12 protein-coding genes are annotated in these 15,126 nt (G+C 71.0%); 4 read left to right on the top strand and 8 right to left on the bottom strand.

From position 1 onward, the window contains the following. Window positions 1-7: 7 nt before the first annotated feature. The 3 genes from hydA to ACFHWU_RS15780 form a co-directional block, all read right to left on the bottom strand. Entirely contained in the window at window positions 8-1,414 is a 1,407-nt protein-coding gene (gene hydA, locus ACFHWU_RS15790) for a dihydropyrimidinase (RefSeq protein WP_416568780.1), read from the bottom strand. 16 nt (window positions 1,415-1,430) lie between these two features. Then, on the bottom strand, window positions 1,431-2,273 hold the full coding sequence (locus ACFHWU_RS15785) for a nitrilase-related carbon-nitrogen hydrolase (RefSeq protein ID WP_416568781.1): 843 nt from the start codon (window positions 2,271-2,273) through the stop codon (window positions 1,431-1,433). 288 nt (window positions 2,274-2,561) lie between these two features. Then, entirely contained in the window at window positions 2,562-3,650 is a 1,089-nt protein-coding gene (locus ACFHWU_RS15780; RefSeq protein ID WP_416590887.1) for a lytic polysaccharide monooxygenase auxiliary activity family 9 protein, read from the bottom strand. 505 nt (window positions 3,651-4,155) lie between these two features. Between ACFHWU_RS15780 and ACFHWU_RS15775 the strand changes: the two genes are divergently transcribed. The 3 genes from ACFHWU_RS15775 (at window position 4,156) to ACFHWU_RS15765 (ending at window position 7,808) form a co-directional block, all read left to right on the top strand. Further along, complete coding sequence (locus ACFHWU_RS15775; RefSeq protein ID WP_416557292.1) at window positions 4,156-4,530, top strand: hypothetical protein; 375 nt, start codon at window positions 4,156-4,158, stop codon at window positions 4,528-4,530. A 32-nt stretch (window positions 4,531-4,562) separates the two neighbouring features. Further along, window positions 4,563-6,560 (top strand): glycogen debranching N-terminal domain-containing protein, encoded by a 1,998-nt coding sequence (locus tag ACFHWU_RS15770; RefSeq protein WP_416590920.1) that lies wholly within the window; start codon window positions 4,563-4,565, stop codon window positions 6,558-6,560. Window positions 6,561-6,704: 144 nt separating this feature from the next. Next, window positions 6,705-7,808, top strand: coding sequence for a Vms1/Ankzf1 family peptidyl-tRNA hydrolase (locus ACFHWU_RS15765; RefSeq protein ID WP_416590886.1), 1,104 nt, complete (start codon window positions 6,705-6,707; stop codon window positions 7,806-7,808). A gap of 38 nt (window positions 7,809-7,846) precedes the next feature. On the opposite strand, the gene ACFHWU_RS15760 is transcribed toward ACFHWU_RS15765, so the two are convergent. Further along, the gene (locus ACFHWU_RS15760) at window positions 7,847-8,722 is read right to left on the bottom strand and encodes a universal stress protein (protein WP_416557294.1); all 876 of its coding nucleotides are present in this window, start codon (window positions 8,720-8,722) and stop codon (window positions 7,847-7,849) included. Continuing rightward, entirely contained in the window at window positions 8,719-9,696 is a 978-nt protein-coding gene (locus ACFHWU_RS15755) for an Acg family FMN-binding oxidoreductase (RefSeq protein WP_416557295.1), read from the bottom strand. Before ACFHWU_RS15755 ends, ACFHWU_RS15760 begins: the two co-directional genes overlap by 4 nt. 196 nt (window positions 9,697-9,892) lie before the next feature. Between ACFHWU_RS15755 and ACFHWU_RS15750 the strand changes: the two genes are divergently transcribed. Further along, window positions 9,893-10,531, top strand: a complete 639-nt coding sequence (locus ACFHWU_RS15750) for a response regulator (RefSeq protein ID WP_123600861.1) — start codon at window positions 9,893-9,895, stop codon at window positions 10,529-10,531. Window positions 10,532-10,575: 44 nt separating this feature from the next. On the opposite strand, the gene ACFHWU_RS15745 is transcribed toward ACFHWU_RS15750, so the two are convergent. The 3 genes from ACFHWU_RS15745 to ACFHWU_RS15735 all read right to left on the bottom strand — a co-directional run bounded on the left by ACFHWU_RS15745 (window position 10,576) and on the right by ACFHWU_RS15735 (window position 14,358). Next, window positions 10,576-12,252, bottom strand: a complete 1,677-nt coding sequence (locus ACFHWU_RS15745) for a GAF domain-containing protein (protein ID WP_416590919.1) — start codon at window positions 12,250-12,252, stop codon at window positions 10,576-10,578. A gap of 118 nt (window positions 12,253-12,370) precedes the next feature. Then, entirely contained in the window at window positions 12,371-13,249 is an 879-nt protein-coding gene (locus ACFHWU_RS15740) for a universal stress protein (protein WP_416590885.1), read from the bottom strand. Further along, the gene (locus tag ACFHWU_RS15735) at window positions 13,246-14,358 is read right to left on the bottom strand and encodes an Acg family FMN-binding oxidoreductase (protein ID WP_416590884.1); all 1,113 of its coding nucleotides are present in this window, start codon (window positions 14,356-14,358) and stop codon (window positions 13,246-13,248) included. The genes ACFHWU_RS15740 and ACFHWU_RS15735 overlap by 4 nt, the downstream gene beginning before the upstream one ends. Window positions 14,359-15,126 lie beyond the last annotated feature (768 nt).

Here is a 15,126-nt window from a genome sequence, read left to right as displayed (position 1 = left end):
GCCTCCTTCACAGCAGGTAGTCCGACAGGCCGCGGCGCAGGTAGCGGCCGTGGCCGGCGCGGCCGTGGTAGGCCCCATCGCCGCTGACCAGGACGGTGCCGCGGGAGAGCACGGTGTCGACCTTGCCGGTGATCTCGAACCCTTCGTACGCCGAGTGGTCCATGTTCATGTGGTGGGTGGCCGCCGAGATGGTGGTCCGGCCGGCCGGGTCGTAGACGACGATGTCGGCGTCGGAGCCGGGGGCGATGACGCCCTTGCGCGGGTAGAGGCCGAACATCCGGGCCGGCGTGGTGGCGATCGTCTCCACCCAGCGGGCCAGGGACAGTTTGCCGTCGACGACGCCCTGGTAGACCAGGTCGACCCGGTGTTCGACGCCGCCGATCCCATTGGGGATCTTGGAGAAGTCGCCGAGGCCGAGTTCCTTCTGGTCCTTGAAGCAGAACGGGCAGTGGTCGGTGGAGACTACCGCCAGGTCGTTGGTGCGCAGCCCCCGCCACAGGTCGGCGCGGTGGGGTTCGTGCCTGCTGCGCAGCGGAGTGGAGCAGACCCATTTCGCGCCCTCGAAGCCGGGCGCGCCGAGCTGGTCCTCCAGGGCGAGGTAGAGGTACTGCGGGCAGGTTTCGGCGAAGACGTTGCGGCCGGTGTCGCGGGCGGCGGCGACGGCGGCGAGGGCTTCGCTGGCGGACAGGTGCACGATGTAGAGCGGGCAGTCGGCGGCGACCCCGGCCAGCGCGATGGCCCGGCTGGTCGCTTCGGCCTCCAACGCGGCCGGGCGGGTCAGTCCGTGGTGGATCGGGTCGGTCTCGCCCCGGGCGAGGGCCTGGCCGATGAGCACGTCGATGGCGATGCCGTTCTCGGCGTGCATCATGATGGTGGCGCCGTTGTCGCGGGCCTTCTGCATGGCCCGCAGGATCTGGCCGTCGTCGCTGTAGAACACCCCCGGGTACGCCATGAACAGCTTGAAGCTGGTGATCCCCTCGGTGGCGACCAGCGAGTCCATCGCCTTGAGCGATTCGTCGTCCACCCCGCCGATGATCATGTGGAAGCCGTAGTCGACGTGGCAGTTGCCCTCGGCCTTCGCGTGCCAGGCGGCCAGCCCGTCGCCGACCACCTCACCGGCACGCTGCACCGCGAAATCGATGATCGTGGTGGTGCCGCCGTGTGCGGCGGCCCGGGTGCCGGTGTCGAAGGTGTCACTCGCGTTGGTGCCACCGAACGGGAGCTCCATGTGGGTGTGGACGTCGACGCCGCCGGGGATGACGTACTTGCCACTGGCGTCGAGGACGTCGACGCCAGTGGCCGGCCCGGTGCCGGGGGAGTGCAGCGCGGTGATCGTCTCGCCGTCGACGAGCACGTCGGCGGCGTACGGTCCGGTGGGTCCGATCACGGTGCCGCCGGTGATCAGCAGACTCATGGCTTCCTCCGCCGGCTCAGGGTTGGACCAGGTCGCCGTAGGCGTCCGGGCGGCGGTCGCGGTAGAAGGCCCAGCGGTTGCGGACCGTCTCGATTAGGCCGAGGTCGAGGTCCCGGACGATTAACTCCGACTGGTACGGGTCCCCGGTGTCGCCGACGAACTTGCCTTCCGGGTCGACGAAGTAGGAGGTGCCGTAGAAGTCGTTGTCGCCGTAATCGGCCTCGACGCCGACCCGGTTGATCGCGGCGATGAAGTACTCGTTGGCCACCGCTGCCGCCGGCTGCTCCAGCTTCCACAGGTACGACGAGAGGCTGCGGCTGGTCGCCGACGGGTTGAACACGATCTGCGCGCCGGACAGGCCCAGCGCCCGCCAGCCTTCCGGGAAGTGCCGGTCGTAGCAGATGTAGACGCCGATCCGACCGACGGCGGTGTCGAAGACCGGGTAGCCGAGGTTGCCGGGGCGGAAGTAGAACTTCTCCCAGAAGCCCTTGACGTTGGGGATGTGGGTCTTGCGGAACTTGCCCAGGTAACTGCCGTCGGCGTCGATCACGGCGGCGGTGTTGTAGAGCAGGCCGGCCTGCTCGCGCTCGTACATCGGCAGCACCATCACCATGCCGTGCTCGGCCGCGAGGGCGGCGAACCGTTCGGTGATCGGCCCGGGGATCGATTCGGCGTACGCGTAGTACTCGCTCTCCTGCACCTGGCAGAAGTACGGCCCGTAGAACAGCTCCTGAAAGCAGATCACCTTGGCGCCCTGGGCGGCGGCCTGCCGGACGTACTCCTCGTGCGCTTTGATCATGGATTCCTTGTCGCCGGTCCAGGCGGTCTGGACGATGGCGGCGCGGACGACTCCTGACATGGGCGGATCCTCTCTGCGGTACCGGTTTCCCGGCACCATTGATCCACTTCGGACAGCATGGCTGATCCGGTTGACCGGCCGTGACCTGCGCTTCCTGGCCCCGAGAAGGTACGACTGTAACCACGTGGGCAATGGCTGACAATAATATCCGTGTTACCGCCTGTTTCGGATGTGTAAGACGGTCAATTACCTACGATGGCCATCGATCTGATTTCGGCCCGGCATGACAACCGGGGCGGTGCCGCGAACCGCGACACCGCCCCGGAAGGCGTGCTGACCCGGTACGCCTCAGGTGGCGCGGCAGGTCACCGACGGTGTGCCGCCGGAGTTCGAGCCAATGAAGCCGAAGTTGGTACTGGCTCCGGCGGCGAGGCTGCCGTTGTAGCTGACATTGCGGGCGGTCACCGTCGAGCCGCTGGCCGAGACGGTGGCGTTCCACGCCTGCTGCACGGTCTGTCCACTGGGGTAGCTCAGGGTCACCGTCCAGCCGCTGATCGCCGACGCGCCCGCGGTCACCCGTACGTCACCCTGGAAGCCGCCGGACCAGCTCGAGGCGACCGTGTAGGACGCGGTGCAGCCGGCCGAGCCGGGCGGCGGCGCGGTGGTCGGTGGCGCGGTGGTCGGTGGCGCGGTGGTCGGCGGCGGCGTGGTCGGTGGCGCGGTGGTCGGCGGCGGGTTGCTACCGCCGAAGTTCACGTCGCTGCAGAAGTAGTAGGACTGGTCCATGTGGCTGGCCTGCCAGATGGTGTAGACCATGTGCCGGCCGGTGCGCCCCGGAGCGGTCGCCGGGATGTCGATCTGCACCCCGCTGGGCACGCTCTGCCACTGCGACGCCGGTGTGTTGCCGATCTGGGCTACGAGCTCCAGATTGCCCCAGCCCAGCGCCTGGGTGATCGGGTTGAAGCCCTGCCGGGTCACGTAGACCCGGATGTAGTCGGCGCCGTGGCTGGCCCCGTCGAACAGCCGGACGTTGAAGGAGTTGTTGATCGACGTGGCGCGCCAGTCGCCGATCGCGTCCATCGCGTTGTAGCGACCGCCTTCGGTGCGTCCACCGCTGCAGAGCTGGCCGTCCGGGATGGCGCCCTGGTGGTTGCCACCGACGCCCTCCCGGTAGAGGCCGTTCCAGTTCCACATCGCGGCGGCGTTGGCCTGCCACGCCTGGTAACACATGGGGTCCTCGGTGGCCATCTCCGGCGCCATGTGGTTGTCGCCCCAACGCTCGAGGCAGCCGTAGTTGCGTGAGGCCGGGCTGATCACCGAACCGTGCGCCGAGGCGACGTTGGCCAGCGCCGTGGTCAGCAGCAACCCGGCGGTGACCGCGACAACCAGGGCGTACAGCCCCAGCGGTCGGCGGTCGGTGGTGGTGGGAAGGGACATGACGACTCCAACTGTGGTGGGTACGCGCCGGTGGACGGCGCGACCTGGTTACGTGTGCGTTCTGCCCGGAAGATGCGCGTGGTCGTCGACGCGTGCCGAGTCAGTGGAGAGTTGCCCTGCTCCCCACGCGGATGTCAGGCTCCTACGCGGTACCCTGAGGTTGGCATCATGATCGATATTTGTCAATGGTGCCGGTTGGTCGTGGTATCGAAGATCGCTCTTGGTATCGCTGGGTTATGGCGAGTGTCGGGCGGCTGCCGTCGGTGGCAGGGACGGTCGGTGGTGCGGACCCACCGTCCCTGCCGTGGCAGGAGAAAGCGCTTTCCTCAGAGCGGTTGACATGCAACTATGAAGTCAACACGCTCGCCGGCCGGAACTCGGTATCCCACGGGCCGCAGCGAATGCCGTCGTCGGACACCCTGCCGGGTGATTTCCGGCGCAACCGCCCGCACCCCGCCGACCCAACCGGGAAGCTCGCTGAGTAGCGGACGACGGAGGTGGCGGATTGTCAGCGACCACGGAGGCCTTCTTCGCCGGTCTCGACGAACGTGCCCCCCGGCTACCCCCGACGATCGACGGCACGCTGCGATTCGACGTGCGGTACCGCGACCACATCGAGCAGTGGCTGCTGCACTTCGCAGCCGGCGGTGTACAGGCCGAACAGTCCGGTGCCGACGCGGACTGCGTCGCCGTCATCGACGGCCCACTGTTCGAGCGGCTACTGCGCGGCGAGGACCGGCTGTGGGCGACCTTCGTTCGGTTCGCGTTCATTGTCGAGGGCAACATCTTCATGGTGCCGGCGTTCGAGCGGCTGCTACCCGACACCGTCGGTGCCCGTCACCCCCGGCAGTTGGCCCAGGGCTGGGGGAGAGCACGGTGAGGAACCTGAGCTACACCAGCATCCTCGACGGCATGATGTTCATGATCAGCGACGGTCGGGGAGACATCCTTCCGTCGGCTGAACTGCCCACCGGACTCTTCTCGTTCGACATGCGGGTGCTCTCCACCTGGGATCTCACCGTCAACGGCGAAGGGCTCACCGCCCTGTCGGTCGACGACCTGCGGTACTTCGAGTCGCGGTACTTCCTGGTGCCCGGCGAACCGACCCACTACGTGGACGCCAACCTCTCGGTGATCCGGCAGCGGTCGGTCGGTGGCGGGCTGTTCCTGGAGCGGCTCACCGTCCTGAACCATCAGGACGTGCCGGTGGACCTGCGGATCCGCCTCGACATCAGCACCGACTTCGCGGACATCACCGAAGTCGCCGACGTGCAGAAGAAGGGCAAGATCTCCGTCGCGGTCGAGGACGGCACGCTGCGCCTGCTCTACCACCGGGAGAACCAGCGACGCGAGGTCGTGGTATCCAGCAGCGCGGACGCCGCCGTTGACGACCACGGCATGACCTTCGAGATCCAGGTCGGGCCGCACGGCGCCTGGGATACCACCTTCCAGGTGGTGCTCTGGAGCCGCGGAACCGAAGGGCGGGACATCCGGGAGGCGGTGCCGGCCTACGATACCCCCGCAAAGGTGGAGACGGGCGAGGCGCTCGACGAATGGCTGGCCGCCGCGCCCACCCTCACCTGCGACTCGGCGAGCCTCGACCAGGCATACCGCCGCAGCCTCGTAGACCTGGCCGCGCTGCGGTTCCAGGGCAACACCCGCGGCGAGATGGTCTTCGCCGCCGGGCTGCCCTGGCTGATGGGCTTCTTCGGCCGGGACGCGATCATCACTAGCCTGCAGGCACTGCCGTTCGCCCCGCAGCTCACCCCCGCTGTGCTGCACACCCTCGCCGATGCGCAGGGCAGCCGGCTTGACGACTTCGCCGAGGAGGAGCCGGGCAAGATCCTGCAGGAGTTCCGGTACGGCGAACGCGCCGGCTACGAGGAGATCAGCGCCTGCCCCTACTACGGCGGTGCCGACACCACGCCGCTGTTCGTCGTGCTGCTCGACGAGTACGAACGGTGGACCGGCGACGCGGATCTGGTCCGGGAACTCGAGTTCCACGCCCGGCTCGCCCTGGACTGGATCGACTCGTACGGCGACATCATGGGCGACGGATACGTCTGGTACGCGTGCCGCAATGAACGCCTCGGAGTGCAGAACCAGGGGTGGAAGGACTCCGCCGACGCCATCTCCTACCGCGACGGTCGGCTGCCGGTCGGCCCCCGCGCAACCTGCGAACTGCAGGGCTACGCGTACGACGCGAAACGGCGCGGTGCCCGGCTGGCCCGCGACATCTGGTCCGACGCGGCCTACGCCGACCAGCTGGAACGCGAGGCGGCCGAGCTCAAGCGTCGGTTCAACGAGGAGTTCTGGATTTCCAACGGCAGGTACTACGCGCTCGGCATGGACGCCGACGGCAACCTGATCGACGCCTGCGCCTCGAACATGGGGCATCTGCTGTGGAGCGGTATCGCCGACCCGGACAAGGCCCGGCACGTCGTCGGTCACCTGATGAGCCGGCGGCTGTTCTCCGGCTGGGGGATTCGTACCCTCGCCGAAGGTGCCGGGCGGTACAGCCCGGTTGGCTACCACAACGGCACGATTTGGCCGTTCGACAACGCGCTGATCGCCTGCGGAATGCGCCGTTACGGCTTCGACGAGGAGGCGGCCGTTGTCGCCGGAGCGATGATCGGGGCCGCGCAGTTCTTCGACGGGCGGCTGCCCGGCGCGTTCACCGGCTACGACCGAGCGTTGACCAAGTATCCGGTGCAGTTTCCAGCTGCCTGCAGCCCGCACGCCTGGTCGGCCGGGGCGGTACTGATGTTCCTGCGCTCCATGCTCGGCCTGGACCCCAAGGGTGAACACCTGATCGTCCGCCCGCACCTACCGCGCGACATCGGTCGGATCGAGCTGCTGGACATTCCCGGTCGCTGGGGCGTGGTCGACGCGTTCGGTCGCGGGCACTGACCCGCGCTGGCACCGACCCTGTCGGTCACCCGGCTCGTCCGCCGGCATCCGACGGCGACGCGCCGGGGGAGTAGCCGGACCGCCGACCGGGTACCCCGTAGCGACGACCTGCCCGACCCCGTACGACCATGGGAAGGACCAACGGTGACTTCGACCACGCCCCGAACCACCCTCGTCGACCTGGCCACCGCACCCGGACCGTTCGTGTCGCTCTACCTGGACACCAGCGGCCGGGCCCCGGACACCGCCGAGCAGGTCCAGCTGCGCTGGCGGGCGGCGCGTCGGCAGTTGGCCGAGGCGGGCGCGCCCGACCACCTGCTCGACGTGATCGGTGGGTTGACCGGGCGGGCCAATCTCGACGGCGACACCCTGGTGGTGGTCGCCGACGCCGACCGGGTGCGGCTGGTACGCCAGCTGCCGGAACCACCGGATCGGGAGACCGCCAGCTATGGTCCGGTCGCGCACCTGCTGCCGCTACTGCGCTGGGAGCAGCGGCAGCTGCCCGTGCTGGTGGTGGCGACCGACCGGGTCGGCGCCGAGATCGTCGCCCTGCAGCCGGACGGTGTGGAGGTGACCGAGACGGTCGCCGGGGAGACGTTGCACATCACCCGGTCGCATCCGGGTGGCTGGTCCCAGCGGCGGTACCAGCAGCGGGCCGAGGACCGGTGGGAGGCCAACGCGACGCTGGTGGCCGAGCGGCTCACCGAACTGGTCGACGAGGTCCGCCCCCGAGCGGTCGTGGTCACCGGGGACGTCCGGGCGGTGCAGTTCCTGCGGGACAAGTCACCGACCCGGGTCGCCGCACTGCTGCACGAGGTGCAGGGCGCCTACGACACCACCGACGCGGCGGTCGAACAGGCCGTCGACGTGGTGGAAGACATTGCCGACGCCGACGTGGCCGCCGCCGTGGCGGCGTACCGGCGGGAGATCGGCCAGGCCGACCGGGCCGCCGGTGGAGCGTCGGACACCCTCGCGACGCTGGCCCGCCGTCAGGTCGACACTCTGCTGCTGGTCGACGGTCCGCAGCTGACGACCCGTTCGGCGTACACCGGTCCGCAGCCCGACCAGGTGGGTGCCACGGCCGGCGCGGTGGCCGTCTTCGGAGTGACAGACCCCGTCGAGGTGCCGCTGGGTGACGCCGCCGTGCGGGCCGCCCTCGCCGGCGGCGCCCGGCTGGTGGTGGTGCCGGACAAGCTCGCCGACCAGGTGCCCGACGGCATCGGTGCGATCCTGCGTTACACCGTCTGACCGGGCGGCCGGGACGTCCGACCCGGCTGGCGGGCCGGTCAGCGGTGCGGATGCGGGCGGGCCACCAGCACCGGGCAGTGCGCGTGGTGCACCAGCGTCTGGCTGACCGAGCCGAGCAGCAGCCCGGTGAAGCCACCCCGACCGCGGGAACCAACCACCACCAGACCTGCCTTGCGGCTCGCCTCGACCATCACCGCGTCGGCCTCGACCCCTTCCAACGGCCGCCGCTCGATGGGCAGGTCCGGATGGTGTCGCCGAACGGCGGCGACCGCGGCGTCGAGCAGTTCGTCGGCCTCCCGGCGGGCGCTGTCGGCCGGCGCCGCGACTTCGGTGCTGTCCCGCATCGGACTCGGCCACCACACGTGGAGTACGGCCAGCCCGACCCGGCGCGCGGCGGCTTCGTCGGCCGCGGCGTGCAGGGCCTGCTCCGCGTGCGCCGACCCGTCGACGCCGACCAGCACCGGGCCGTCCGCCTCGACCGGCGCGTCCGGTGGTCGGACCACCAGCACCGGGGAGTGCGCGTGCCCGGCCACCTGTGAACTGACCGAGCCGAGCAGCAGTCCGGTGAAACCGCCGAGGCCCCGACTGCCGACCACCACGAGCTCCGCGTGCCGGGACTCCTCGATCAAGGTCGGTGCCCCGCCGGCCGCCACCTGCCGGGTCTGCACCGTGATGCCGGGCCGCTCGGCGCGCAGCTGCGCGGCGGTCTCGGCGAGCATCCGCTCACCTTCCTCGTTCGGCCCGGGTAGTTCGCCGTCGTACGGATTGATCGGGATCCCGTACCCGAAGGCGTGCAGATAGCCGTGGACCAGCACCAACGGCGCGCCGTGCCGGACCGCGGCCTCGGCGGCGTGTCGGGCGGCGCACAGGCTGGCCGGTGATCCGTCCACCCCTGAGACGATCGGGTCACTCATCGTTCCTCCCGGACCGTGTCGATCACGTTGGCCGGATCCCGACGTGGCGTCGGTCGGCCGGGCTGACCGTATCCGATCCTGATGACCATTTGTGGTGTTCCGAACCGGCCGAGCGCCAGCCGGAGCTGCTCGCGGGCCTGAGCGACCTCGATCGGCTGGGACAGCATCGACGTCGCCAGGCCAGCGTCGGTGGCCGTCAACAGCACCCGCTGCAGCGCCTGCCCGGCGGTCAGCTGGTCGCTTGGCGTGTTGCCGGTCGCGCCGAGCACCGCCACCAGCGGTTCGGACTCGAAATCGCGTCCCGCAGCGCGGCGGGTACTGCCAAACGGTCGTCGGGGAAGTAGATCGTGCGGCTCCGCGACCGGTCCGCCGGCGGCCGCCGGCACCCCGTCCGGTGCCGGGAAGTGCCGGGTCCACCGGGCCACTTCCGCCCGGTACCCGGGATCCCGGTCGAGCACCCGGTTGGCGCTGGTGGCGATCTCCGCTACGGCGGTGACGGCGGTTGAGCCGACCACCAGCTCCAGCCAGCCGCCCTCGGCCCGGGCCGCCTCGATCAGCCGCCGCCGCTCCGGCGGCGGCACCGGGTCCGGCCGCAACGGCAGCCGGTTGCTGTGCCGGCGTGGCACCGCGGCGTACAGCCGGGACTCGGCCGGCGTGGCCGGCCGCGGCGGTCCGGGCACCAGCCGGGCCAGCAGCCACGGGTCGGCCGGCTCGGGGCGGAGCCGGACCTCGGCCGGTGTGCCGGCGGCGACCAGGGCGAGCCGTAGGTTGAACAGGGCGGCCCCGCAGCCGATCCGGGCGGCCCAGCCGGTCGGATCGCAGGCGGTGAGCAGCCGGTCCGGGTCGAGCCGGAGCTCGATCGCGCCCTCGACCAGCCGGAACCGCCACGGCTGGCTGTTGTGCAGCGACGGGGCGCGGACCGCCGCGGTCACCGCGGTACGCAGCTGGGCCATGGTGAACGTGGTGGTCAGCATGACTACACGGTGCCCGGTCCCGGGCCGGCACCGGCAGGGTCGTACGTCCCGGATCCTCCCGGGCCACCGGGCCCGTCCGTCTTGCCTGCCGCGCCCCACCGTCACCGGCACCCGGTCCCCGGCCGGCCCGGCCGGTCCCGGCGCCCGGGACTTTGGTCCCTGGCCGCCGCGCCCCGCGACAGGGTAGAAACAGGGGATGATCCGCGTCTTCCTGCTCGACGACCATGAGGTCGTCCGCCGTGGCCTTGCCGACCTGCTGCAAAGCAGCGGCGACATCGAGGTGATCGGCGAGTCCGGGTCCGCGCAGGAGGCGGCCCGGCGCATCCCGGCGCTGCGCCCGGACGTGGCGATTCTCGACGCTCGACTGCCGGACGGCAACGGCATCGACGTCTGTCGCGACGTGCGGGCCGTCGACTCGTCCATCAACGGGCTCATTCTCACCTCGTACGAGGACGACGAAGCGCTCTTCGCCGCGATCATGGCCGGTGCCGCCGGCTACGTGCTCAAGCAGATCCGGGGCACCGACCTGGTGGACGCGGTACGCCGGGTGGCGGCCGGTCAGTCGTTGCTCGACCCGGCGGTGACCCGCCGGGTGCTGGAGCGAATTCGCAGCGGCGTCGAGGAGCCGCACGAGCTGAAGTCGCTCACCGAGCAGGAACGCCGGATCCTGGAGTACGTCGCCGAAGGGCTGACCAACCGGGAGATCGCCGGCAAGATGTTCCTTGCCGAGAAGACCGTGAAGAACTACGTCTCCAGTCTGCTCGCCAAGCTCGGCTTGGAACGGCGGACCCAGGCGGCGGTGCTCGCCACCCGGCTGCTCGGCCCGCGTCACTGACCCTCGGTCAGATCAGTCCCGTAACGGGACCTTGCCGGGTCAGATCAGTCCCGTAACGGGACCTTCCAGGTAAGGATGGTGCCGCGGGGATCCCCGGCGGCCACCGAGAAGGCTCCGCCGCGCTGCTCGGCACGTTCTCGCATGTTGACCAGCCCACCCCGGGCGGCGGCCGGGTCCACCCCGATCCCGTCATCGGTCACCGTGAGCGCGAGTTCACCTTCGAGTGCCGACACCCGTACCGTCACCTGATTCGCCCGGGCATGCCGTACTACATTGGACAGCGCCTCTCGCAGCACCGCCAGCAGGTCCGGACGGAGCTGGTCCGGCACGGCGCTGTCCACCGGCCCGTCCAGCTGCAGGGCGGGCCGGAAGCCCAACCCGTCGGCGGCCAGGTCGACCGCCTCGCGCAACTCGGTACGCAGGGCCGCGCTCATCGGGGTACGCAGCTCGAAGATCGCCCGGCGGATGTCCCGGATGGTGGAGTCCAGATCGTCGACGGCGGTGTTGATCCGTTTTCCGATCTCCGGTCGACCACTGCACAGCGGCATGGCGCTCTGCAACTGCAGCCCGGTGGCGAACAGCCGCTGGATCACCACGTCGTGCAGGTCGCGGGCGATCCGTTCCCGGTCCTCCAGCACCACCAGCAGCTCGCGTTCCTCCTGCGCCCGGGCCCGCTCGATGGCCAGCGCCGCCTGACCGGCGAAGCTGGCCAGCAGCGGCGCGTCCCCGTCGGCCGGCCCGGCAGCGTCCGCATGGTGCGCCACCACCAGCACGCCGTGCAGCGTCTCCGCGACCGTCAGTGGAGAGATCACCGCTGGTCCGGCGGTGACCGGCACCGGCCACGGTGCCGCCTTCGCCAGGCTCTCCACCATGATCGGCTCACCGCTGGTGATCGCGCCGGCGAAGCTGGTCTCACCAGCCGGCAGCACCGCGCCGACCAGCCCGAAGGTCGACCCTTGCGGTACGTCCACCACCTCGACCGTGAACTGGGCCGCCTCGTCGTCGTTGACCAGGACCAGGACCATGTCTGCCTCGGCCACCTCACGTGCCCGCCGGGCGACCAGGGTCAGCGCGTCGGTGCGGCGCACGGTGCCGAGCAGTACGCCGGTGATCTCCGCGGTGGCGGCCAGCCAACGTTCGCGTCGGTTGGCCAACTCGTACAGCCGGGCGTTTTCGATCGCCACGCCGGCGGCGGCGGCCAGCGCCGTCACGATCTCCTCGTCGTCCTCGGTGAACTCGGCCGCACCCTGCTTCTCGGCCAGGTACAGGTTGCCGAAGACCTGGTTGCGGATGCGCAGCGGCACTCCCAGGAAACTGTGCATCGGCGGATGGTGCGGCGGAAACCCGTACGACCGGGGGTGCCTGGTGATGTCCGGCATCCGCACCGGCGCCGGATCGTCGATGAGCAGGCCGAGAACGCCTCGACCGTGCGGCAGGTCACCGATCGCCGCGTGCGTTTGCGGATCGATGCCGTGGGTGACGAAATCGACCAGCTGGCGGTCCGGGCCGATCACCCCGAGGGCGCCGTACCGGGCCCCGGCCAACCCGCACGCCGCCTCGACGATGCGCCGCAAGGTGCTGTGCAGCTCCAGGTCGGTGCCGATGCCGACCACCGCGTCGAGCAACGCACGGAGCCGCTCCCGACTGGTGACGACCTCGCCGACCCGGTCGAGCATCTCGTGTAGCAGCTGGTCCAGTCGGACCCGGGACAGTGGGGTCAGCCCGAGCGACGGCGCGTCGCGGTGCTCGTCCGGCGGGGGGTTCGCGGCGCTCACAGCGACGATGCTAACCGGCCCGTCGCCGGACCGGCTCGGCTCGCCGCCCGCCGGGCCGGCCCACTCAGTGCCGGGTCGGCCGGATGACGACCAGCGGACACTGACTGCGGTACAGCAGGGCGTTGCTCACCGAGCCGAGCAGCAGCCCGGTGAAGCCGCCCCGCCCGCGGGCGCCAACCACCAGCAGCTGACCCCGGGCCGACTCTTCGGTCAGCACCTTGGTCGCCCGACCCTGGACCGACAACTGCCGTACGGTCAGGTCGGGATGCCGCTCGCGGACCCCGGCCACCGACTCGGCGAGCAGCGCCTCCTCCTCTGCCTGCAGGGCTGCCGCGTCGTAGACCAGCGGTTGCATGTCACCCGGTCCGATCGACGGCGGATGGGTCCAGGTGTGGACCGCGAGCAGCTCCGTGCCACGCAGGTCGGCCGCCTCGGCGGCGAAGCCGATGGCCTGTGCGGACAGCTCGGAGCCGTCCACCCCGACAATCACTGGACCGCTGCGGTCACAGTCGCCCCGGGCCACCAGCACCGGACCGTCGGCGTGGGTCGCCACCTGGGAGGCGACCGAGCCGACCAGCGCCCCGGAGATCGGTCCGAACCCGTGGTCGCCGAGGACGACCAGCGCTGCGGAGCGGGCCTCGGCGAGCAGGACCACGGTGGCGGCCCCGTCGACCACCTGGGTGGCGATCTCGAGCTGCGGCGCCTCGTCGGCCGCCGCCCGGGCGGCCTCGTCGACGATCTCCCGGGTGTACCGTTCGACTTCGCCCTCCGGCGGCACCGCTGGTGCCAACGCCATCGGTGCCTGCAGCGCCGGCCAGACGAAGGCGTGCACGATCCGCAGCGGGCGCCGTCGCATCGCGGCCTCCCGGGCGGCCAGCCGGGCGGCCTGCACTGCGGCCTTGGAACCGTCGACACCGACCAGTACGGGTCCGTCGGGACTCATCGGCCCTCCGCAGGGTCGGCGGCGTGGGGTTTTGCGGTGTCCACCGCACTGGTGTCCACCAGCTGCGCCGCCGGCATCCTCGGCGGGTGCGGCGGGCCGGCGTGGTCCGGGCTGGCGATGCCGAGCCGTAGCACCAGGTACGGGTAGCCGAGCCCGGCGAGGATGTGCCGCAAGGTCTGCCGGGTGGCGGCCACCTCGACCGCCCCGCTCAGCGGCACCACCGAAATGCCCAGCTCGGTCGCGGTCAGCCAGGCCGAGGAGAGCGCCTCGCCGGCGGCCAGCCAGGACGCCGGTTCGTCGTCGGCACCGAAGAGCAGGGCGTAGACGGCAGCCCGGTCGTGCCCGCCGCCGACCGGCAGAGTGCCGGCCCGGCCGAAGTCGCGTCCGGGCACCGTGGTCTGCGCGGCGCGTTCCGGCAGGACCTCGTCGGGCAGTCCGGTGCCGGGCGGGGTGCCCAGCCCGGTCCAGTAGTCGAGCTCGCTGCGGATCTGCGGGTCCTCCGACTCGACCTCCTCCGCCCGGCTGGCTGCTGCGGCGAGCAGCACTACCTGGTCGGAGGAGAGGATCTGCAGCTGGACGTCGGCTCCGGCGGCGGCGGTGATCGCGGTGACCGCCGCGACCGGCAGCGGCTCGTCGCTGACCGGCCGGCGGTCGGTGTGTCGCACCTGCATTGCCTGGAACATCCGGACGGTGTCGGGCTGGATCGCGATCCGTTCGGTGGGTCGCAGCACCGCCAGCAGATCCTCCTCGGCCGGGTCCGGCAACCGCTGCACCTGGGCCGTCCAACCCTGGGCGGCGAGCGCGATCCTCGCGTGGTGCAGCGCGGCACCGCAGCTGAGGATCAGTAACCGGCGGTCCGGATCGGTGGCCGGCAACTGCCGATCCCGGGCAGCGCGCAGCTCCAGACTGTCCGGCCGAACCCGCCAGTGCCAGGGCTGGGTGTTGTGCACCGACGGCGCGTGGCCGGCGGCTGCGGCGGCCTCGGTCAGTACGGCGGCCAACGGCCGGGCGCCGGTCGCGGCGTCGGCGCCGGTCACCGCCGTGTCGACGCCGGTCCCGGTCCCGGTCCCGGTGCTGGTGCTGGTCCCCTTGGTGGTCGCCTCGTCCATCTGCTGCCTCCTGGTCAGGGTCTGCTACGCCGGCTCACGGCCGACGGGACGCGGGGAATCCGGACCCGAACCACGTCCGTTCCCGCTCCGGGACAGATGTAACACCAGTGCGGGCAGCGCCGCGACAGCGGCACAGGCCGCCAACTCGGGTAAGCGCCAGCGGCTCGGCGCCCAGCAGCGTGTGCAGCGGGCCGAGGTAGACCCCGGCGAGCTGCAGCAGACCCGCGCCGGCCACTGCGAAAACCAACGCCGGGTTCGCCATCCGCCGCCGCACCCCGTTGGAGGCATTGCGTCGCCGTGCCCCGGCGGGCCCGGACCGCGAGCGCGACGCCCAACTGGGCCAGCCCGAGGGTGACGAAAACCATCGTCTGCCAGGGCCGGCCCGCGTGGTACGCAGCCACCGGCTGCCAGGGTGACCGCTGTGATCAACGCGCCGGTGGTGAGCACCCGGTGAGCAGGCCGGCGCCGAGCACCGACTCGGTCGGTGGTCTGGGCGGCCGACGCGGCACGTCCGGCTCGGCCGGTCGTTCCTGGCCGACCTACCCCGGCCCTGGCTGGAGCGGCTGTCGTACCAGGCGCGCCCCGGGGGTCCGGCACAGCGGGCAGCAGATCTCCCGGCAGGGGCGGACGGCGGACCGGTTCTGGCTGCTGCGGACCGGTTCTGGCTGCTGCGGACCGGGCAGGTGGTGTTGAACTTCCAGGTGCGGGGCCGTGGCGAAATCGACATTCAAACGGTTGCGGCCGGGAGCGTGCTGGGCTGGTCGTGGC

The organism is Micromonospora sp. LOL_015 (genome assembly GCF_048060275.1).
Lineage (GTDB): Bacteria > Actinomycetota > Actinomycetes > Mycobacteriales > Micromonosporaceae > Micromonospora_E.
Note: the sequence above shows the minus strand (reverse complement) of the source record. Positions and strands in the feature narration are given on the sequence as shown.